Annotated in this window: 12 protein-coding genes; 6 read left to right on the forward strand and 6 right to left on the reverse strand. The window is 73.8% G+C overall.

The window, feature by feature from the left end:
- Window positions 1–617: 617 nt before the first annotated feature.
- Window positions 618–1,154, reverse strand: coding sequence for a MarR family winged helix-turn-helix transcriptional regulator (locus ACIGFK_RS06805; protein WP_376659420.1), 537 nt, complete (start codon window positions 1,152–1,154; stop codon window positions 618–620).
- Between the two features lie 124 nt (window positions 1,155–1,278).
- Here ACIGFK_RS06805 and ACIGFK_RS06810 point away from each other — a divergent pair, with 124 nt between their 5' ends.
- The gene (locus ACIGFK_RS06810) at window positions 1,279–2,586 is read left to right on the forward strand and encodes an MFS transporter (protein WP_376659434.1); all 1,308 of its coding nucleotides are present in this window, start codon (window positions 1,279–1,281) and stop codon (window positions 2,584–2,586) included.
- A 61-nt stretch (window positions 2,587–2,647) separates the two neighbouring features.
- Here the strand turns inward: ACIGFK_RS06810 and ACIGFK_RS06815 are convergent, their stop codons facing one another.
- Entirely contained in the window at window positions 2,648–4,420 is a 1,773-nt protein-coding gene (locus tag ACIGFK_RS06815) for a SpoIIE family protein phosphatase (RefSeq protein ID WP_376659421.1), read from the reverse strand.
- A gap of 140 nt (window positions 4,421–4,560) precedes the next feature.
- A complete protein-coding gene (locus tag ACIGFK_RS06820) occupies window positions 4,561–5,979 on the reverse strand; it encodes an NAD(P)/FAD-dependent oxidoreductase (RefSeq protein WP_376659422.1) in 1,419 nt (472 codons plus the stop codon).
- A 340-nt stretch (window positions 5,980–6,319) separates the two neighbouring features.
- Here ACIGFK_RS06820 and ACIGFK_RS06825 point away from each other — a divergent pair, with 340 nt between their 5' ends.
- Both ACIGFK_RS06825 and ACIGFK_RS06830 read left to right on the forward strand, forming a co-directional pair.
- Window positions 6,320–7,105, forward strand: coding sequence for a TetR/AcrR family transcriptional regulator (locus ACIGFK_RS06825; protein ID WP_376659423.1), 786 nt, complete (start codon window positions 6,320–6,322; stop codon window positions 7,103–7,105).
- A gap of 252 nt (window positions 7,106–7,357) precedes the next feature.
- Window positions 7,358–9,301, forward strand: coding sequence for a sigma-70 family RNA polymerase sigma factor (locus tag ACIGFK_RS06830; RefSeq protein ID WP_386472815.1), 1,944 nt, complete (start codon window positions 7,358–7,360; stop codon window positions 9,299–9,301).
- Here ACIGFK_RS06830 and ACIGFK_RS06835 read toward each other — a convergent pair.
- The 3 genes from ACIGFK_RS06835 to ACIGFK_RS06845 form a co-directional block, all read right to left on the reverse strand.
- Window positions 9,288–12,476 carry an ATP-binding protein gene (locus ACIGFK_RS06835; RefSeq protein ID WP_400050847.1) on the reverse strand — a complete coding sequence of 1,063 codons (3,189 nt, stop codon included), beginning with the start codon at window positions 12,474–12,476 and terminating at the stop codon, window positions 9,288–9,290. The genes ACIGFK_RS06830 and ACIGFK_RS06835 overlap by 14 nt on opposite strands.
- Window positions 12,477–12,613: 137 nt before the next feature.
- Window positions 12,614–13,114 (reverse strand): MarR family winged helix-turn-helix transcriptional regulator, encoded by a 501-nt coding sequence (locus ACIGFK_RS06840; protein ID WP_376659426.1) that lies wholly within the window; start codon window positions 13,112–13,114, stop codon window positions 12,614–12,616.
- A gap of 98 nt (window positions 13,115–13,212) precedes the next feature.
- On the reverse strand, window positions 13,213–15,450 hold the full coding sequence (locus ACIGFK_RS06845) for an asparagine synthase-related protein (protein WP_400050849.1): 2,238 nt from the start codon (window positions 15,448–15,450) through the stop codon (window positions 13,213–13,215).
- Between the two features lie 648 nt (window positions 15,451–16,098).
- Between ACIGFK_RS06845 and ACIGFK_RS06850 the strand changes: the two genes are divergently transcribed.
- The 3 genes from ACIGFK_RS06850 (at window position 16,099) to trmB (ending at window position 20,072) form a co-directional block, all read left to right on the forward strand.
- On the forward strand, window positions 16,099–17,736 hold the full coding sequence (locus tag ACIGFK_RS06850; RefSeq protein WP_400050851.1) for a sporulation protein: 1,638 nt from the start codon (window positions 16,099–16,101) through the stop codon (window positions 17,734–17,736).
- Window positions 17,737–17,777: 41 nt separating this feature from the next.
- On the forward strand, window positions 17,778–19,016 hold the full coding sequence (lhgO, locus tag ACIGFK_RS06855) for an L-2-hydroxyglutarate oxidase (RefSeq protein WP_376659429.1): 1,239 nt from the start codon (window positions 17,778–17,780) through the stop codon (window positions 19,014–19,016).
- 222 nt (window positions 19,017–19,238) lie between these two features.
- A complete protein-coding gene (gene trmB / locus ACIGFK_RS06860; RefSeq protein ID WP_376659430.1) occupies window positions 19,239–20,072 on the forward strand; it encodes a tRNA (guanosine(46)-N7)-methyltransferase TrmB in 834 nt (277 codons plus the stop codon).
- Window positions 20,073–20,110 lie beyond the last annotated feature (38 nt).

Consider the following 20,110-nt stretch of genomic DNA (forward strand, 5'->3'; position numbering starts at 1 on the left):
TGTGTTAAGCACGCCGCCAGCGTTCGTCCTGAGCCAGGATCAAACTCTCCATGAATGTTTACCGGTAATCCGGTTCACACACACGAAAGAGCGGGTCAGTCTTGGTCGGAATAAGACCGACTGACCACAACGTCCTCGCTGTGTTTGTTGCCTGCAAGCATCACCCGAAGGCGACCTCACAGGTCTTTTTCAAAGGAACCTCATCCACCGGAGTGGACGGGGTATCAACTTCTGGCGTTGATTTTTGGCACGCTGTTGAGTTCTCAAGGAACGGACGCTTCCTTTGTACTCACCCTCTCGGGCTTTCCTCCGGGCTTTCGTTCTGCTGTCTTGCGTTTCCGACTCTATCAGACTCTTTCGGGCCTGACTCCCAGTCAGCGGGCTTTGCCTTCCGGGCTGTTGGGCCCTTCCGACTCCCAGAACTCTAGTGGATTTCCCGGACGATTCATAATCGGCCTTCGGAAATTCATTCGGGCATGCCGAATGCGTTCCCGGTGGGAGGTCGTGCAGAGTTGGGTGCCGCAACAAGGCGGCGGGATTCGTTGCCGCCAAAACCTTCCGGCTCTGGGACAACTCGAAGAACCTTACGGATCTGCAGGGGCCGTGTCAACCCCGGCTCAGCTGGGGGACTGGAGGTCCTCCACACGGTCCAGCAGGCGCGTGAGCATGTCGCCCAGGAGCCCGCGTTCCGCGGTGGAGAGGTCCTGGAGGAGGTCCTCCTCGAAGACCGTGGCCGCGCGCATCGCGTCCAGCCACTTGCTGCGGCCCTCGTCCGTGAGCTCCACGATCACGCGGACGCGGTTGGACTCGTCCCGCTCGCGGGTGACCAGACCCTCCGCCGTCATGCGGTCGATCCGGTGGGTCATCGCCGCCGGCGTGAGGCCCAGCTGCTTGGCCAGCTCGCTCGGGCCCATCCGGTAGGGGGCGCCGGAGATGACGAGGGCCTTGAGGACCTCCCACTCCGCGTTGCTAATGCCCAGGGCTGCCGTCTGGCGTCCGTACGCGACGTTCATGCGGCGGTTGAGGCGGCTGAGAGCCGATACGACCTTCTCGACCTGCGGGTCGAGGTCCTGGAACTCGCGCTGGTAGACGGCGATCTGCTCGTCGAGGCTCGGCTCGTGGACGGGCGCGGTGCCGTCGGGGGTGTCACCCATGGGTCGAAGTATCGCACGAGCTCGTTGGCGTCTAACTCCTTCGATGTGTAGAGTTAAGGCTTGAAGTTTAGAGATGAAGTCTTTCGGTCTTCAGTTACAAGGCAGGTGAGAAGTGACCAAGGTGATGGGCGCTGCGATGCGGCGGATCCAGGCCGGGAACGCGTTGACCGCGTTCGGCATCGGCTTCACGGTTCCGTACCTCTACATCTATGTGGCGCAGGTGCGAGGTCTGGGCTCCATGGCCGCCACGAGTGCGTTCGTGGCGTTCGCCCTGGGAGCTCTGCTCGCGCTGCCCTTCACCGGTCGGGTCATCGACCGACGTGGTCCCGTCCCCGTGGTCATGGCCGCCGCCGCGGCCGCCTCGGTGGGTGCGATCTCGCTCGGGCTGTCCACGGGCATCGTGCCCATCCTGCTGTCGGCCCTGACGCTGGGTGCCGGGCAGGCCGTGATGCAGCCGGCGCTGGCCACGATGATCGTGTGGTGCTCCACGCCGGCCACCCGGACCCGGTCCTTCGCGCTGCAGTTCTTCATGCAGAACCTGGGGCTCGGCATCGGCGGGCTCATCGGCGGTCTGATCGTCGACAAGGACCGGCCTGACAGCTTCATCCTGCTGTTCGGCATCGAGGCCGTGATGTTCCTGGTGCTGGCCGCGGTCATCGCCACCGTGCGGATGCCGCAGGCGCCGGGCTTCAAGGACGCCCGCCCGAAGGCCCCGGCACAGGGAGGCGGCGGCTGGAAGCGGATGCTCCGGCACAAGGCCATGATGCAGCTGTGCCTGCTGGGCTTCGTGCTCTTCTTCGCCTGCTACGGACAGTTCGAGTCGGGTCTGGCCGCCTTCGGTACCGAGGCCGCCGGCATCTCCCCCTCGACGCTCGGGTTCGCGCTGGCCGCCAACACCGGTGCGATCGTGCTGGCGCAGTTCGTGGTGCTGCGGCTGGTCGAGAAGCGGCGCCGGTCGCGGGTGATCGCGCTGGTGGGGCTGATCTGGACCGTGGCGTGGGTCATCGCCGGGTTCTCGGGGCTGGGCCACGGCAGCGCGATGATGGCCGCGGCCGCGTTCATCACCACGTACGCGCTCTTCGGCATCGGCGAGGCCATGCTGTCGCCGACCGTCGCGCCGCTGGTGGCCGACCTGGCTCCGGAGGGGTCGGTCGGGCAGTACAACTCGGCCTTCGCGCTGGTCAAGCAGATGGCGCTGGCGCTCGGGCCGCTCGGAGTGCCGCTCGGTGCGGGCGTGCCGATGCTCTACATCGGGATCTTCGTCCTGGTCTCGCTCGGGATCGCCGGGCTGGCGCTGCGGCTCGGCAGGCAGCTGAGCCCGGAGCAGGACAACCCGTCGCTGGTGATGAGCAAGGTCGTGGCCCAGGGCGGGCCTGCCGTCGCTCCCGCCGGCGCCGACAGGGCGGCCGGCTCGGAGGTTGCGCGCGTGTAGGCGTGCGCAGGGATGTGTGAAGGCCCCAGTCCTCGTGGACCGGGGCCTTTCGCCTGTCCGGCTACTTGTCCGGCAGGGCGAACTCGCACCAGACGGCCTTGCCGCCGCCCGGGGTGCGGCGGGAGCCCCAGGCCGAGGCGATGGTGGCGACGATGGAGATGCCGCGGCCCGTCTCGTCGGCCGGTTCGGCGCGGCGGCGGCGCGGGAGGTGGTCGTCGCCGTCGGTGACCTCGATGATCAGGCGGCGGTCGGTGCGGCGCAGGCGCAGGCGCATCGGCGGGGTGCCGTGCTGGAGGGAGTTCGCGACGAGCTCGCTGGCCGCGAGGACGCCGAGGTCGCACAGCTCCACAGGGAAGCGCCAGGAGGCGAGGACCCCCTGGGCGAAGGCGCGGGCGCGCGGGGCCGCCTCGATGCCTCCGAGGAGTTCCAGGACGGCGTTGTGGAAGAGCTCGGCGTCGTGGCCGGTGCGGGCGGGCTGCTGGAGGACCAACACGGCGACGTCGTCGTCGTGGTCCGCGTCCACGCCGAGGGCGCGCATCAGGCGGTCGCAGATGACGGCGGGGGTGCCCTGGGCGCCGGCGAGGGCGCGTTCCAGGGCGGCGACGCCTTCGTCGATGTCCTCGCCTCGGCGTTCCACCAGGCCGTCGGTGTAGAGGACGGCGGTGGAGCCGGGGCCGAGGGGGATGGTGCCCGAGGTGTGCAGCCAGCCGCCGGTGCCGAGCGGCGGGCCGGTGGGGTCGGCGGCTCTGCGTACGGTGCCGTCCTCGTCCCGGACCAGGATGGGGAGGTGGCCGGCGGAGGCGTACGCGAGCAGGCCCTCGTTGGGGTCGTGGACGGCGTAGACGCAGGTGGCGATCTGGCTGGCGTCGATCTCGGCGGCGAGCCCGTCGAGGAGCTGGAGGACCTCGTGGGGCGGGAGGTCGAGGCGGGCGTACGCGCGGACGGCGGTGCGGAGCTGGCCCATGACGGCGGCCGCGCGGACGCCCCGGCCCATGACGTCGCCGATGACCAGGGCGGTGCGGCCGGCGCCGAGGGTGATGACGTCGTACCAGTCGCCGCCGACGGCCGCCTCCGTGCCGCCGGGCTGGTAGGTGGCGGCGACGCGCAGGTCGTCGGGCTGCTCCAGCTCCTGCGGGAGGAGGGAGCGCTGGAGGGTGACGGCGGCCTCGCGCTGGCGGCGCTCGCTTGCGCGCAGCCGCTCGACGGCTTCGGCGTGGTCGGTGACGTCGGCGAGGTGGATCAGGACGCCGGTGTGGGCTTCCGCCTCGCTGCCGCTCTCGGCCTTGGGGAAGTCGACCGGGGTGCAGGTGACCGTGTACGTGCTGGTGCCGCCGGGTGCGGTGCGGTTCTTGGCGGTACGGGGCTTGCCGCTGCGCTGGACCTGGTCGAGGAGCGGGAGGAGGCCGAGCTCGCCCAGCTCGGGGAGGGCCTCGTGGGCGGGGGCGCCGGGGATGCGGGCGCCGAAGCCGGCGGTGTAGGCGTCGTTGACGTACGCGACGTGGTGCTCGGGTCCGTGGACGAGTGCGACCAGCGCCGGGAGCCGGCCGATGACCTCGCTGACCGACAGCTCGTCGAGCGAGGGCACCGCGGCGGGGACGCCCGTACGCCGGGCGGGGGTGGAGCCGGTGCCGGAGACCGTGGGGTCGGCGGGGCCGCCGTCCACGGTGGGCGCGGAGCGGTCGGCTCCGGGGTCGGCGCGGCCGCCGCGGGCGGCCGGGACCGATCCTTCACCCCTCTTGGCCTGGGCTGCGGCCTGAGCGGCGGCGTGTTCGGTCCGCGCGGCGGCGCGGCGCTGCGTTCCGGGAAACCGGGCGCTCCAGCGCGTGAAGTTCACTGCGTTCAGGCCTCGTGGTGTCGCAAGTGGTCGCTGTGTCGCTCGTCGGGTGGTCGGTCGCTGGCTGGACGATGTCACTCTGTGCAGGTGTGAGCCCACCTATGGTCACACGTCCAGTGTGGCCGACCGCACTGACAACGTCAGCTCTGGCTGTCCTTCGGGGGTGTGGGGCCGGGCTTCGGGGGTGGGTCCTTGGGGCCGCCGCCTGCGGCCAGTTCGAATTCTGCCCTGGGGTGTTCTAGCGAACCCAGGGAGACGATCTCGCGCTTGAAGAGGCCGGAGAGGGTCCATTCGGCGAGGACGCGCATTTTCCGGTTGAACGTGGGGACGCGGCTGAGGTGGTACGTGCGGTGCATGAGCCAGGCCGGGTAGCCCTTGAGCTTGCGGCCGTAGACGTGGGCGACGCCCTTGTGGAGGCCCAGGGAGGCGACGGAGCCGGCGTACTTGTGGGCGTACTCGGTGAGGACCTCGCCGCGCAGGGCGGCGACCAGGTTGTCGGCGAGGAGCTTGGCCTGGCGGACCGCGTGCTGGGCGTTGGGGGCGCATTCGCGGCCGGGCTCGGGCGCCGTGATGTCGGGGACGGCGGCGGCGTCGCCGGCCGCCCAGGCGTGCTCGACCCCCTTGACGGTGAGGAAGGAGGTGCAGGCCAGCCGGCCGCGCTCGTTCCTGGGCAGGTCGGAGGCGGCGAGGATCGGGTGCGGTTTGACGCCCGCGGTCCACACGACGGTGCGGGTGGGGAAGCGGGCGCCGTCGCTGAGGACGGCGACGCGGTTCTCGCAGGACTCGAGCCGGGTCTCGAGGCGCAGGTCGATGTTGCGGCGGCGCAGTTCGCGGATGGTGTAGACGCCCATGTCGGGGCCCACCTCGGGCAGGATGCGGTCGCTGGCCTCGACCAGCACCCACTTCATGTCCTCGGGCTTGATGTTGTGGTAGTACCGCGCCGCGTAGCGGGCCATGTCCTCCAGCTCGGCGAGGGCCTCGACGCCCGCGTAGCCGCCGCCGACGAAGACGAAGGTGAGGGCGGCGTCGCGGAGGGCGGGGTCGCGGGTGGAGGAGGCGATGTCCATCTGCTCGATGACGTGGTTGCGCAGGCCGATGGCCTCTTCGACCGCCTTGAAGCCGATGGCGTAGTCGGCGAGGCCCGGGATGGGCAGGGTGCGGGAGATCGAGCCGGGGGCGAGGACGAGTTCGTCGTACTCCATCTCGACCGGGCCGGTCCCCTCGTCCTGGGTGGCGAGGGTGGCGACGGTCGCGGTGCGCTTGGCGTGGTCGATGTGGCGGGCCTCGCCGATGACGATGCGGCAGTGCGGGAGGACGCGGCGCAGCGGGACCACGACGTGGCGCGGGGAGATCGAGCCGGCGGCCGCCTCCGGGAGGAAGGGCTGGTACGTCATGTAGGGCTCGGGAGTGACCACCGTGACCTCGGCTTCGCCGGATCTCAGCTTTCTCTGGAGCCGGAGCGCCGTGTACATGCCTACGTAGCCGCCGCCGACGATCAGGATGCGCGTGCGGGGCGGGGTACCGGGGGCCGTGCCCCGCGAGTTAGCAGCCTTCACCATCCCATGACGCAACGTGGCCGGGAGTTTGTCCACAGCCCCGACAAATTGTGTGACCGGCGGCGACGTCGGGGCGGGGTGGAAGCGGACCTCGGGCAGGGGTGCAACTGCGCAGGTCAGAGGGTGCGGAATGAGAGATTCCGGGAGTGCGTGAGGAAAAAGTGAGGGCGAATGCTCCGATCGGGCGGTGCTCCGTCCGGGGCTGCCTCTTCTGAATTGACTCTGGCTCAACTATGTTCGTATCTCGTCGAGTGAGTACGACCGGGCCTGAGACCGTGGCCCACCTCGACGTGAAGGCGGGGAGTGTCTCCGGGGGGAGACAAATGATTACCGGGGGATACATATGAACATTTCCGATTTCCATGGTTCTGCGACCGCACTTTCGGTCGAGAGCAGCAACGGTCGCGCGCTCGCGAACGGGGCCACCACGCACGGCGTGGGCCGGTCGACTCCGCTGCGCGTCGACGCCCAGCGCAACCTGGAGCACGTGCTGCGAGCGGCCCGTGAGGTCTTCGGCGAGCTGGGGTACGGGGCTCCGATGGAGGACGTGGCCCGGCGTGCACGTGTCGGCGTCGGCACCGTGTACCGGCGCTTCCCCAGCAAGGACGTGCTGGTCCGGCGCATAGCCGAGGAGGAGACCGCCCGGCTGACGGAGCAGGCCCGGACGGCGCTGGGCCAGGAGGAGGAGCCGTGGCAGGCGCTCTCCCGCTTCCTGCGCACCTCCGTGGCCTCGGGCGCCGGGCGGCTGCTGCCGCCGCAGGTGCTGCGGGTCGGCTCGGCGAGCGAGGACGAGGTCGAGGAGGCCGAGGGGGTGCGGGTTCCGCACCAGCGCCAGGCCGCCGAGACGGCCGCTGCTGCGGCTCCGGAGGCACGGGTCGTGGCCGCGCGCATCGCGGCCGAGGACGAGCCTTCGGACGACGCCGGCGCGGGTGCGCTGCTGGAGGTCGTCGGACAGCTCGTGGAGCGCGCCCGGGAGGCCGGTGAGCTGCGCGGTGACGTCACCGTGGCCGATGTGCTGCTGGTCATAGCGACGGCGGCGCCGGCGCTGCCCGACCCGGCGCAGCAGGCGGCGGCTTCGACGCGGCTGCTCGACATCCTGCTCGAAGGGCTGCGCTCCCGGACGGCGTGAGGGCCGGACGGGTTGAGGGCCGGACCGCCTGAGGGCCGGACGGCTCGGCGATCGGACGGCTCGCGGGCCGGACGCGTTGGTTCACCAACCGCCGCGGTGACACTTTCGGGCCGGCGTCCGTGAGGGTTTGTCACCGGGCCGCTGAAATGTGCCCGGACGGGTGGATGGTGTGCAGACGGGTCCGGCGCGCGCCCCCCGTGTGACACGCTTCACCGGTGTACCGGTTGAGTGTGTCTTTCGGGGGCGTCCGAAATGAACGGTGACGGGTCGGGAGAGCCGCTCGGCGCCGCCGGAGGCGACGTCGCAGCGGGCGGTCTGCCCGCGCGGCAGGTCCCGGCCCAGCGCGAACCGGGCGGGCTGGAGGGCGAGCTCCCGCCCTCCGACGGTGACTTGATCGCCCGGATGCGCGGCGGTGACGACGGTGCCTACGCGGAACTGTTCCGCCGTCACGCGGATTCCGTACGGCGCTATGCGCGGACCTGCTGCCGGGACGGTCACACGGCCGAGGACCTGACCGCCGAGGTGTTCGCGCGGACGCTGCAGGCGGTGCGGGGCGGGGCCGGGCCGGACCAGTCGGTGCGGGCCTATCTGCTGACCACCGTGCGCAGGGTCGCTGCCGCCTGGGCGAAGACCGCCAAACGGGAGCAGCTCGTCGAGGACTTCGCGGTCTTCGCCGAGCAGGCTGCGCCGGGTGGCGGTACCGAGGGCGGCGCCGGGCTGTCGGGGCTGTCCGGCGACGACACGCTCGAACTGGGCGCGGACGTCCGGGCGATGCACGAGGCCGAGCGGTCCCTGGCCATGCAGGCCTTCCGGAGCCTGCCGGAGCGGTGGCAGGCCGTGCTGTGGCACACCACCGTCGAGGAGGCTTCGCCGAGTGCGATCGCGCCGCTGTTCGGGCTGAGCGCGAACGCGACGGCGGTGCTGGCCAGTCGGGCACGGGAGGGGCTCAAGCAGGCGTATCTGCAGGCCCATGTGAGTTCGGCGCTGAGCGAGGGCGGCGACTGCGCACGGTACGCGGACCGGCTGGGCGCCTATGCCCGCGGCGGGCTGCGGATGCGGGCGGAGCGCGGGCTGCGCAAGCACCTGGAGGAGTGCGCGAAGTGCCGGCTGGCCGCCGGTGAGCTCAAGGACGTCAACGCGGGCATCCCCGCGCTGCTTCCGGTGGCGGTCATCGGGTGGTTCGCCGCCGGGTACGCGGCCAAGGCCGCCGGGGTCGTGGCTGGTGGGGCCGTCGCCGCGGGCGGGGCCGGGGCCGCGGCGGCCGCCGTCGGCGGGTCGACGGCCGGGACCGGGGCCGGGGCGGCTGCAGGGGCTGCGGGTGCGGGCGGGGCGGGGGCTGCGGGCGGGGCCGGGTCGGGGGCCGGTGGGGCCCTGGCTTCCGAGGGGCTCGGGCTGCCCGCCAAGGCCGCCATCGCCGCCGGGATAGCGGTGGCCGCGGCCGCCGGAGTGGTGTTCGCGCTGACCGGGGAGGATGCCGAGCCGCAGGCCCGGGCGAAGCCCGCGCCTGGCGTCACGGCTCCGGCGGTACCGGACTCCCCGGCCGCGCCGACGCCCTCTCCCCCGGCGGAGCCGACCCCGGCCGCGCAGGGCCCCGTACCTGCGAAGCCGAGTGCGAAGCCGACGCCGTCGGCGCCGGCGCCGGGTGCGGTGGTTCCGGCGCAGCCGACGCCCTCCGCGCCCGCATCCCCCTCTCCTTCGCCGAGCCGGGAGCGGCCTTCGCCCACGCCGCCCCCGAGCAGACCTCCGGCACCGCCGAAGCCGGGGAGCTTCGCGCTGGCGCGGCTCGCCCACGCCTCGTACGGGGACCACGAAAGCCCGGAGTTGCAGACCTGGCACAGCAGCTGGGTGTGGCAGCGCTCGGGGCTGCGGGTGGGCGGCCGGCGGTTCGAGCACGGGATCACCGTGAACTCCCACTCCTCGGTGCAGATCACCCTCAACCGCCAGTGCACGGCGTTCTCCGCCAAGGTCGGGGTGGACGCCCTGTCGGCGCTCACCGACGGCGAGGTGCGGTTCTCCGTGTACGGCGACGGGCAGCGGCTGTGGCAGTCGGGGGTCCTCGGGTACGGGGATGCGCCCGCGTCCGTGGACGTCCCGCTGACCGGCCGTTCCTCGCTGCGGCTGGTGGTGGAGCGGGCCGGACCGGGGCGGCTGCCGACCCTCGCCAGCTGGGCCGACGCCGTGATCAGCTGCCGGTGAGCGCCGTGAGCAGAGCGCCCGGGGAGAGCGCCGCGCCGGCGGCCTCCTCCTGCGCGTAGCGGCCCGCACCGAGCACGGCGATGATGCGGGCCGGGAGCCCGGCCACGGCCGCTTCCTCGGGCACCGAACGCGGATGGCCCGCCCGCCAGGCGGTGGCCGCGGCCAGGGCGTGCACCGCCTCCGCCGGCCGGTCGGCGTCGGCCAGCATCACGGCCGCGGCCTCCGCCATCCCGGCCAGGAACCGCTCGGCGCAGTAGGCGTCCACGGCTGCGGCAAAGGCGGGACCCACCAGTGCCAGACCGGCCTCCGGCCCGTGGTCCTGGGCGGTGAGGACGGCCTCGACGGTGTCCAGCCCGGCGGTGAACTGGGCGGGCACCTGGATCCGTGCGGCCTCGGTGCGGGCCCGCCTGCACTCGCTCCACGCCCGGGCGTGGTCGCCGCGCTGCATGGCGAGCAGGGCCGAGAGGAGCCGGGCGAAGCTGCTGACGTCGTACACCCCGCCGTGCCGGTCGGCCTCGGCGTCGGCTTCCGCCAGGAGCCTCTCCGCACCGTCGAAGTCGCCGACGCAGTAGCTGGCCTCCGCGATCCGGGCGATGGCGAAGGGCGCCTCGACGTGGGCGCCGACCTCGCGGGCGAGGCGCAGGCACTCCTCGTACTCGGCGCGCGCGGTGTCGTACCGGCCGCGCGAGATGGCGGCCTCGCCGGCGGCGCTGGCGATCTGGGCCCGGATCCAGCGGTCGCCGACGCGGCGGGCTATCTCGTGCAGCTCGGCGAGGTCCGCGTCGACGCCGGGCAGGCCGCCGGTGACGTCGATGGCCACGTGGGTGCGGAGCATGAGGGTGATGCCGAGCTCCCAGTCGCCGCCGTGGCGGCGGCAGTTGGCCACCGACTCGTCGAGGATGGCGTGGAACTCCAGGACGTCCCCCGTGAGGAAGACGGTCGCCGGCCAGAGCATTCCGGGGAAGGTGGTGGCCTCGGGTGTGTCGCCGTGCTGGAAGGCCTCCTTGATGCGCACGGCGAGGTCCTGGTACTCGGGCGTGCGGAACCGTTCCGAGCCGCTGCTCTCCGCGACCAGGAACATGCCGAGGACCTGGAGGCGCATGAAGGACCAGTACGCGGGTGAGCCCTCGGGCGGTTCCACGGGGGTGAGGGCGAGCACCAGCGCGGTCCACTCGGCGCCTTCGGTGCGGTAGTTGCGCAGCCACCAGAACCAGCCGAGGGCCAGGACCAGGCGCTGCGCGGCATCGGCGTCGGGGTCTTCGACGCCCGTGGTGTGGAGGGCGGCACGGAGGTTGTCGAGCTCGGTCTCGATGCGCCGGATCCAGGGCAGCTGGGCGCCGGACCGGATCAGGGGTTCGGCTTCCTCGGCGAGGGCGAGGTAGTGGGCGGCGTGCCTGCGGGCGGCGGCGCGGGCGTCGTCGGGGTGGGCGGCGGCGCGCTCGGCGGCGTACTCGTGGATGGTTTCCAGCATGCGGTAGCGCATGCCGGGGGTGGTCGCCTCCGGTTCCGCGAGGACGAGGGACTTGTCGACGAGGGAGCCGAGTACGTCCGCGGTCCCGTACGGGAGGTCCGCGCAGACGGCTTCCGCGGCGGCGAGGTCCCAGCCGCCGGCGAAGACGGAGAGCCGGCGCAGGACCGCGCGCTCGGGCTCGTCCAGCAGCTCCCACGACCAGTCCACGACGGCCAGCAGGGTCTGCTGGCGGGGAAGGACCGTGCGGGCGCCGCTGGTGAGGAGGCGGAAACGGTCGTCGAGGCGGTCGGCGATCTGACGCGGGGTGAGCAGCCGCAGTCGGGCGGCGGCGAGCTCGATGGCGAGGGGAAGACCGTCGAGGCGGGTGCAGATCTCGGCGACCGCGGCCGGGTCCTCGTCGGCCCGGAACCCGGGGCGGGACGATGCGCCGCGCTCGGCGAAGAGGCGGTGGGCGTGGTCGGGCGGCAGGGGTTCCACGGGGCGGAGGGTCTCGCCGGGCACGCCGAGGGGCTCGCGGCTGGTGGCCAGGATCCGTACGCCGGGGCAGTGGGTGAGGAGGAGTTCGGCGAGTTCGGCGGCGGCGCCGATGACGTGCTCGCAGTTGTCGAGGACGAGGAGGAGGCTGCGGTGCGCGCAGTGCTCGACGAGCTGGGTCTCCGGGTCCGCGACGGCCGTGCTGTCCCGGGCCACCAGGGAGTTCTCGCGCAGGCCGAGGGCGCTGAGGACGGCGCCGGGGACGGCGGCGGGGTGGTCGAGCCGCGCGAGCTCGACGATCCAGGCCTCGGGGTGGGCGGCGGCCGCGTGCTCGGCGAGACGGGTCTTCCCGGAACCGCCGGGGCCGGTGAGGGTGACCAGGCGCAGGCGGGCCAGGTCCTGGCGCAGGCCGGCCAGTTCGGGCTCGCGGCCGACGAAGGAGGTGAGGCGGGGCCGCAGATTGCCGCGGGGCCGTGACTGCGGGGGCTCGGGGCGGTGCGGCTCGAGGAGTTCGGCGTGCAGGGCCGTGAGTTCGGGGCCGGGGTCCGCGCCGAGGGCGTCGGCCAGGGTGCGGCGGGCATCCTCGTAGGCCGCGAGTGCGTCGGCCGGACGACCGGCGGCGCGGAGCGCGCGGAGCTGCTGCGCGCGGAGCGTTTCGTCGTACGGATGCTCCTGGATCAGCGCCTCGATGTCCGGCAGGAGACCGGCGGGGGCGGTGCCCCCGCTGCGCAGGTCCGCCTCGATGCGCGAGCGCAGTACGCCGAGCCGGCGGGCCTCGGCGGCGGCGGCATGGGCGCTGCGGGCGGGCTCGGGAAGGTCGGCGAGGGCGGATCCGCGCCACAGTCCGAGGGCGGTGCGCAGGGTGCGGGCCGCGGCGGCCGGGTCCTCGGCCAGTTCCTGGCCGCCCTGGGCTGCCAGCCGGGTGAAGCGGTGCAGGTCGACGTCGTCGCGGGCGGCCGCGAGGCGGTAGCCGCCGGCGGGGTCGGCGGCGATGGCGTCCCGGCCGCCGAGGGCGCGGCGGAGGCGGGCGACGAGGGCCTGGAGGGCGGCGGGGGCGTCCTGGGGCGGGGCGTCGCCCCAGACGTCGTCGACGAGGTCCGCGACGGAGGCGGGGCGGCCGGCGCGCAGGGCGAGGGCCGCGAGGAGTGCGCGCAGGCGGGCGCCGCCGATGGGGAGGGGGGCGCCGGTCTCGTCATGTGCCTCGGTGACGCCGAGGATTCGATACCGCACCCGCCAATTCTGCCTGGCCCTGCAGGGGGCGGCACCGGGTTTCGGGGCGCGTCGCCCCCGCGCGCGGGTGCGGTGCCCTGCCGCCGCGGCCCGTGCCGACCCCGCCGGGGGCGGGCGGCAGGGTGGAGGGGGCTTGGTCAGGGGGTGTCGCCGTGGGCTTCCAGGAGGGTGCGGAGGGAGGCGGCCAGGGTGGCGCATGCGGCCCGGTCGAGGGGGGCCAGGAGTTCCTCGAAGTGGCGGAGGTGGGCGGCCATCAGGGTCTCCGTGAGCGCATGGCCCGCCGCGGTCAGGCGGATGCGGACCGCGCGCCGGTCCTTGCCGTCGCGGACGCGTTCGACCAGGCCCTTCGCCTCCATACGGGCGATGCGGTTGCTGATCGCGCCGGAGGTGACCATCGCCGCCGGGACGAGCGAGCCCGCGGTCAGCGCGTACGGCGGGCCCGACCGGCGCAGGGTGCTGAGGACGTCCAGCTCGCCCGGTTCCAGATCGTGTTCGGTCACGAAGGCCTTGAGCTGCTTCTCGACGACCCGGTTCACGCGCTGGATCCGCGCCACCACCTCGATGGGCCACAGCTCCCCCGCGAGGTCGGGGCTCTCCGCCGCCCACTGGCCGACGATCGCATCCACCGCGTCACTCATATGTCCTGTCCGTTCCGATCCGTTCCGCTCCGACCACTGGCAGTCCCGTCGCGCGGCAAAGATAGATCAGCGGATCGGCGGGGGCGGGCGCCACGGGTTCAGGACAGGGCCGGCCTGTGCACCGGCACCCCTTCCGGCACCGCCCGGCGGCGGGCCGTCGAGGTCCCCGTCCAGCACGTGCCCCGGCGGGCGAGCAGGCGGCGCAGCCACAGCTCCATCGAGACGAGTTCCGCGAGCCCGTCGAGCGGTACGTGGCGCCCGTCCGCCGCGTCGATCAGCGCCTGCTGCACGACGCGGGCCTCGATCAGTCCGGCGTCCGCGAGCAGCGGGGAGGCGAAGAGGTCCATGAGGGTGCCGAGGGCGGACCGCAGGCCGAGCCGGGTCGCCGTCTCGTTCGGGGTGTGGGCGGTGGCGCCCCAGCCCGAGGGGAGTTCGCGCACCCCCGCCGAGGACAGGACGCTGCGCAGGATCTCCGCCCTGGCCCCCGGCTGCACGCGCAGCGACTCGGGGAGGGCGCGGGCGGCCCGGACCACCTGGTTGTCGAGGAACGGGGCGTGCAGGCGCTGGCTGCGGACCTCCACGGCCTGCTCGAACACCCGGTGGTCGGCGGCGTGCCGGGCCAGGACGGAGCGGGCACGGGCCTCGCCGGGCCGCAGCGAGAGCGGTGGGCGGCCCGCGGCGGCGGTCAGGCGGATCGATACTTCCGCCAGCGCCTCCCCCGTGAGCCAGCCCGCCGCAGGTCCGGGACGGGACCAGGTCAGGGCGGCGAGGGAGGCGTCCACCGGACCGGAGGATCTCTCGGTCACCCCGCCCTCGCGGAGCCTGGCCGCGGCGGCTTCCATGCCCGCGCGGTACGTCGTACGGGAAAGTCTGCGCGCCGCCGAGTACACCGTCAGGGGCACCAGGAGGGACTCCCCGGCCGCTCCGGCGGCGGAGGCCGAACGGGCCAGGGCCGCGACCGGGCGCAGCAGGTGGCGGCGCCGGCGGTCCATCAGGAGGTCGGCCATGCGCGCCGGGTGGGCGTCGAGGACCTGGCGGGCCCCGTGGCCCGTGAAGTGGTCGGCGCTGCCCGCGGCCAGCCGGCGCCGCTCACGGGCGGCGGACACCAGCGAGGGCCCCGGTTCGTCGGTCAGCGGGCCGTCGAGTTCGGCGTACGGGAGGGCCTCCTCGGCGGCGGCCACCACGACGTGGTGCAGGCGCGGGTCGGCGGCGATGGCACGGGCCCGTTCCAGTTCGGCCTCGCGGCCCTGCGGGGTGGCCAGGTCGTTGAAGGTGACCGCGAGCAGCCGCGCCCCGGCGGGGCTGGCCAGACTGCCCGGGGCGCCCGGCAGGCCGGCGGCCAGCAGGGCGAGGGTCGCGGAGGCACTCCCGCCGGAGAGGTCGGCGCCCACCCCCGGGGCCGGGGCGCCGCGGGCGGCGCGGCGGTCGGCGGGGCCCATGCCGGGCACGGGGCCGGGATCGTACGCCGGAACCGCGTCGGGAGCATGCCGGGGCGCTGTGAGCCGGGCGCGCACCGCGGCCGTCAACGCTTCCCGTACGCCCTCCACCGCGCGCTCGGCGTCCGCCTCGGGCGCGGCCACCGCGAGGGAGGCGACGGCTTCGTAGCCGGTGATCTCCCGGGAGCCCTCGCGCAGGATGAGCGCGTGGCCGGGCGGGATGCGGCGGACCCCGGCGTACGGCGTGCCGTCGCCCAGTGCCTCGGGGCTGTCCGGGCAGGCCAGCAGGGCGGCGAGGTGGCCGATGTCCAGCTGCGCCTCGATGAGGTCGGCGAGCGGGAGGGCGGCGGTGGCGTACGCGGTGCCGCTGGCCCAGGGCGTGTAGAAGACCGGCCGCGCGCCCGCGAGATCGCCGACGACGGTGATCCGGCGGCCGGCCTGCACGACGGCGGTGTAGCTGCCGGACCACTGGGTGAGGTGGCGCAGCGCTCCGCCGCGGGCGGCGTAGAGGGCGCGCTTCAGCTCGGCGTCGGTGGCGCCGCAGCAGCCGAGGACGGCGAGCCGGGTGAACGGGTCGGCCGGGTCGGCGGTGAGGGTGCGGATCTCGTCGGGGCGCCAGTCGCCGACGGCCCAGAGGGGGTCGGGATCGCCCCACAGCAGCTGGGCGCCGACGGGGTGGACGGTACGGTCGGCGTCCACGCCGGGGTCTGCGGGGTGGGCGGCGTCGGCGATGCCGCCGTGCAGCGGGGCGCCTCCCCGGCCGTGGCCGCCGTAGCCGTTGGCGCCGTGGCCGTTGCCGCCGTAGCCGTGGCCGTTCGCGCCGTGGCCGTTCGCGCCCGAGACCCGCCCGGCCGTGCCGAAGCTCGCGGCGATACTGCTCCAACCCACCAACCAGCGCACCGCCGCCTCCCCAGCCTGTGGGCACATGACCGGGGCACGGGCAGCACGGTCGGCGCGGAGGGCGCGGCCGCGGGACCCCGGGTGGCTCGGGGTCCATGCTGCCACGGGACAGGCGTGCGAGAGTGGTTAAGGGGGGCGCACATGCAAACGAACACGCCCCGGCCACGCAGTATTTGACGTTCCGTTCCCACCGTCCCATAGGTCGGTTTCGGCCATTCTTCAGCGGCGGCGAGTACGCCCCCGGGCCGCCTGCGCCCGCCCGCGGCGGAGCACGTGCGCGGTCGCGGGAGGCGGATTCCACCCCCCGGACCGGACCGCCGCCCGCGGGGATTGAGGCAGCGGCACCCCCGGACCCGCCCGGTCACGCAGCGGGCCGACCCACGCACCGCACATCGAATCGCCGGGCCCCCCGACCGGCCAGAGCGCACGGACGGGCGCACGGCCACACGGGCGGAGCACACCGGGACGAGTGCGCCCCGGTGACGGGGCACGGACGGACTGTGCAAACGGACAACAATCCCGCCATAGGGAAGTAGAGGCCTTAACGCTTGGGAGGCGGGGAACTACGCTGGGTTTACGAAATGCCGGGCGCCTATGCCCCGGCGGCGTAAGCGTTGTGTGCGTTCCGCGTGTGACGAGGGGTGGCGCATGTCCAGGGAGCTCCGCGAGCCCAATGAGAAGCTCGGCGCCGTCCTCGCCCTCGCGGGCATCAGCAACGCCGGGCTGGCCCGGCGGGTCAACGACCTCGGCGCCCAGCGCGGCCTGACCATGCGGTACGACAAGACGTCGGTCGCGCGGTGGGTTTCGAAGGGGATGGTGCCGCAGGGCGCCGCCCCGCACCTGATCGCGGCCGCCATCGGCGCGAAGCTGGGGCGGCCGGTGCCGCTGCACGAGATCGGCCTGGCGGACGCGGACCCCGCGCCCGAGGTCGGCCTGGCCTTCCCGCGCGACGTGGGAGCGGCGGTCCGCTCGGCCACGGACCTCTACCGGCTCGACCTCGCCGGCCGGCGGGGCGGCGGCGGGATCTGGCAGTCGCTCGCCGGCTCCTTCTCCGTGGCGGCGTACGCGACGCCGGCCTCGCGCTGGCTGATATCTCCGGCGGACGGCTCTGTGGCCCGGGAGCCCGCTCCGGCGGCGCCGGACGCGATGACCGGGTCCGGCGGCGTGGCGACTGCGCCTGAAACCGCTCCGACGGCTCAGGCGGCTCAGGCGGCTCCGACTGCCCAGACCGCTCCGATCGCTCAGACGAGTCCGACTGCCCCGACCGCTCACGCCGTGCAGCGGCCGGCGGCGGAGCGGCCGGCACCGGAACCGACGTCCACCGTTGTGCCCGCCCAGCCCGGGCCCGAAACCCAGCGCGACCACGCCCAGCGCGTCGGCCACAGCGATGTGACCAAGCTGCGCGAGGCCGCCGAGGACGCGCGCCGCTGGGACTCCAAGTACGGCGGCGGGGACTGGCGTTCGTCGATGGTCCCCGAGTGCCTGCGGGTGGACGCAGCGCCCCTGCTGCTCGGCTCGTACAGCGACGAGGTGGGCCGCGCGTTGTTCGGCGCGACCGCCGAACTGACCCGGCTGGCCGGGTGGATGGCCTTCGACACCGGTCAGCAGGAGGCCGCCCAGCGCTACTACATCCAGGCGCTGCGCCTCGCCCGCGCCGCCGCCGACGTACCGCTCGGCGGATACGTCCTGGCCTCCATGTCCCTCCAGGCGACCTACCGGGACTTCCCGGAGGAGGGCGTGGACCTCGCGCAGGCCGCCGTCGAACGCAACCGGGGCCTGGCCACCGCCCGCACCATGAGCTTCTTCCGGCTCGTCGAGGCGCGCGCGCACGCGAAGGCGGGCGATTCCTCGGCCGCCGGGGCCGCGCTACGGGCCTCGGAGGGCTGGCTGGAGCGCGCGCGGGACGGCGATCCCGATCCGACCTGGCTCGGCTTCTACTCGTACGACCGCTTCGCGGCGGACGCCGCGGAGTGCTACCGGGACCTGAGGCTCCCCCGCCAGGTGCGGCGCTTCACCGAGCAGGCCCTGTCCAGGCCCACCGAGGAGTTCGTGCGCTCGCACGGGCTGCGGCTGGTGGTGAGCGCGGTCGCCGAGCTGGAGTCGGGCAACCTCGACGCGGCGTGCGCGGCGGGCACCCGGGCGGTGGAGGTGGCGGGCCGGATCTCCTCGGCGCGGACGACCGAATACGTACGCGACCTGCTGCACCGCCTGGAACCGTACGGGGACGAGCCGCGCGTCGCGGAGCTCCGCGAGCGGGCCCGGCCGCTGCTGGTGGCGCCGGCGTAGGAACGGGCGCGGGCCCTCGTGGCCGTGTTGTCGGTGGCGGGGTGCAGTATGCAGGGGTGGGAGGTGTCGGCGTGGGCGTGGGCGGTGGCGTGGACTGCGATGTGCTGGTGATCGGAGGCGGGATCGTCGGCCTGTCGACGGCGTATGCCGTGTCGCGGATGGCTCCGGGGACGCGGGTGGTCGTCCTGGAGAAGGAGGACGGTCCGGCGCGGCACCAGACGGGCCGCAACAGCGGGGTGATCCACAGCGGGATCTACTACCGGCCGGGGTCGCTGAAGGCGCGCTTCGCGGTGAGCGGTGCGGCCGAGATGGTCAAGTTCTGCGCGGAGCACGGGATCGCGCACGAGGTGACGGGCAAGCTGATCGTCGCCACCGGGCGGGACGAGCTGCCGCGGCTGCACGCCCTGGTCCAGCGCGGCCGGGAGAACGGCATTCCGGTGCGCGAGCTCGGCCCGGCGCAGATCTCGGAGTACGAGCCGCAGGTGCACGGCCTGGCCGCGATCCATGTCGGCAGCACCGGGATCGTGGACTACGGCCGGGTGAGCGGGCAGCTCGCCGAGTCCTCCGGCGCGGAGATCGTCTACGGCGGCGCGGTGGACCTGATCTCGCGCAGACCCTCCGGAGTGGCCGTCCGCACCACGTCCGGGCTCGTCGTGCGCGCACGGACCCTGGTGAACTGCGCGGGCCTGCAGTGCGACCGGATCGCCCGGCTGGCCGGGGACGACCCCGGGATGCGGATCGTTCCGTTCCGGGGCGAGTACTACGACCTGGCCCGCCCGGAGCTGGTCCGCGGGCTGGTCTACCCGGTACCCGATCCGGCGTTCCCCTTCCTCGGGGTGCATCTGACCCGGGGCATCGGCGGTGGCGTCCACGTCGGCCCGAACGCGGTGCCCGCGCTGGCCCGGGAGGGGTACGGCTGGTCCGTGGTCCGGCCGCGGGACGTGGCGACCGAACTGGCGTGGCCGGGCTCCTGGCGGATGGCCGCGCGGCACTGGCGGTACGGGGCGGGCGAGATACACCGCTCGCTGTCGAAGCAGGCCTTCACGCGGGCGGTGCGCAGGCTGCTGCCGGCCGTCTCCGCGGAGGACCTGCGGCCTGCTTCGGCGGGGGTGCGGGCGCAGGCCGTCCTGCGGGACGGGACGCTGGTGGACGACTTCCTGATCCGCGAGGCGCCGAGGACGGTGCACGTGCTGAACGCGCCGTCGCCGGCGGCCACCGCTTCGCTCCCGATCGGGCGGGAGATCGCTGCGCGGGCCCTGCGGTTGCTGTCGGCCGCCTGAGCCCCGGCCGAACGGGGGCTCCGCCCCGGACCCCGCTCCTCAAACGCCGGAGGGGCTGGTCCTACCCGGCAGAAGGAGGCCGGCGCCGGCGAAAATCCAGCCTCGCCGGCGTTTGAGGCGCGGGGGTCCGGGGGCCGAGCCCCCGGCAGCGGCGCCTCGTCCGGCGGGGCCTCGTCCGGCCGCGCGGCCGGGGTATGCCCCCCGTCGTAGAATCTCGGCATTGTGTCTGAGTCCCTGAACCCCACGCCGCCCAGCCTCCCGGACGCCACCGCGCCGGAGGCTTCCTCGTACGTGCCCCCCAAGTGGCGGACCGAGCCCCGGTTCCCCGACGGGCCCTCCCCGGACCCGGCCGGCTCGCACCACGAGCGGCGGATCCGGAGCTTCCAGCCGCGTCGCAGCCGGGTCACCACCGGTCAGGGCGAAGCGCTGAAGCGGCTGTGGGGCACCTGGGGACTCGACATCGACGGCCACTCGGTCATCGACCTCGAGAAGCTCTTCGACGGGCTGCCCGTGGTCCTGGAGATCGGCTTCGGCATGGGCGAGGCCACGGCCCAGATGGCCGCCGCCGACCCCGGCACCGGCATCCTCGCCGCCGACGTGCACACGCCGGGGCAGGGCAATCTCCTCGCCCTCGCCGAGCGGGGCGGGATGACCAACGTCCGCGTGGCCAACGGCGACGCGATCATCCTGCTGCGCGAGATGCTGCCGCCGGACTCCCTGGCCGGGATGCGCGTCTATTTCCCGGACCCGTGGCCCAAGGCCCGCCACCACAAGCGCCGGCTGATCCAGCCCGACTTCCTCACGCTGGCCGCCACCCGGCTGGCCCCGGGAGCCGTGCTGCACTGCGCGACCGACTGGGAGCCGTACGCCGAGCAGATGCTCGAAGTCCTCACCGCGCACCCGGACTTCGAGAACACGCAAGCCGACGGCGGCTACTCGCCGCGCCCCGACTTCCGGCCGCTCACCCGGTTCGAGGGCCAGGGTCTCGACAAGGGCCATGTCGTGCACGACTTGCTCTTCCGTCGCGCAGAGAACGTCAAGAACGCCAAGAACTGACAACGTCACTCCCCGTGTCGGACCCGCTCTGTAGGGTC

It is taken from the genome of Streptomyces sp. NPDC085524 (genome assembly GCF_044541755.1).
In the GTDB taxonomy this organism is placed as follows: domain Bacteria; phylum Actinomycetota; class Actinomycetes; order Streptomycetales; family Streptomycetaceae; genus Streptomyces.

Coding starts and splice junctions, on each gene's coding strand:
- ACIGFK_RS06805 (WP_376659420.1), bottom strand. CDS start 1,154: ATGGGTGACACCCCCGACGGCACCGCGCCCGTCCACGAGCCGAGCCTC.
- ACIGFK_RS06810 (WP_376659434.1), top strand. CDS start 1,279: ATGGGCGCTGCGATGCGGCGGATCCAGGCCGGGAACGCGTTGACCGCG.
- ACIGFK_RS06820 (WP_376659422.1), bottom strand. CDS start 5,979: ATGGTGAAGGCTGCTAACTCGCGGGGCACGGCCCCCGGTACCCCGCCC.
- ACIGFK_RS06825 (WP_376659423.1), top strand. CDS start 6,320: ATGAACATTTCCGATTTCCATGGTTCTGCGACCGCACTTTCGGTCGAG.
- ACIGFK_RS06830 (WP_386472815.1), top strand. CDS start 7,358: ATGAACGGTGACGGGTCGGGAGAGCCGCTCGGCGCCGCCGGAGGCGAC.
- ACIGFK_RS06840 (WP_376659426.1), bottom strand. CDS start 13,114: ATGAGTGACGCGGTGGATGCGATCGTCGGCCAGTGGGCGGCGGAGAGC.
- ACIGFK_RS06850 (WP_400050851.1), top strand. CDS start 16,099: ATGTCCAGGGAGCTCCGCGAGCCCAATGAGAAGCTCGGCGCCGTCCTC.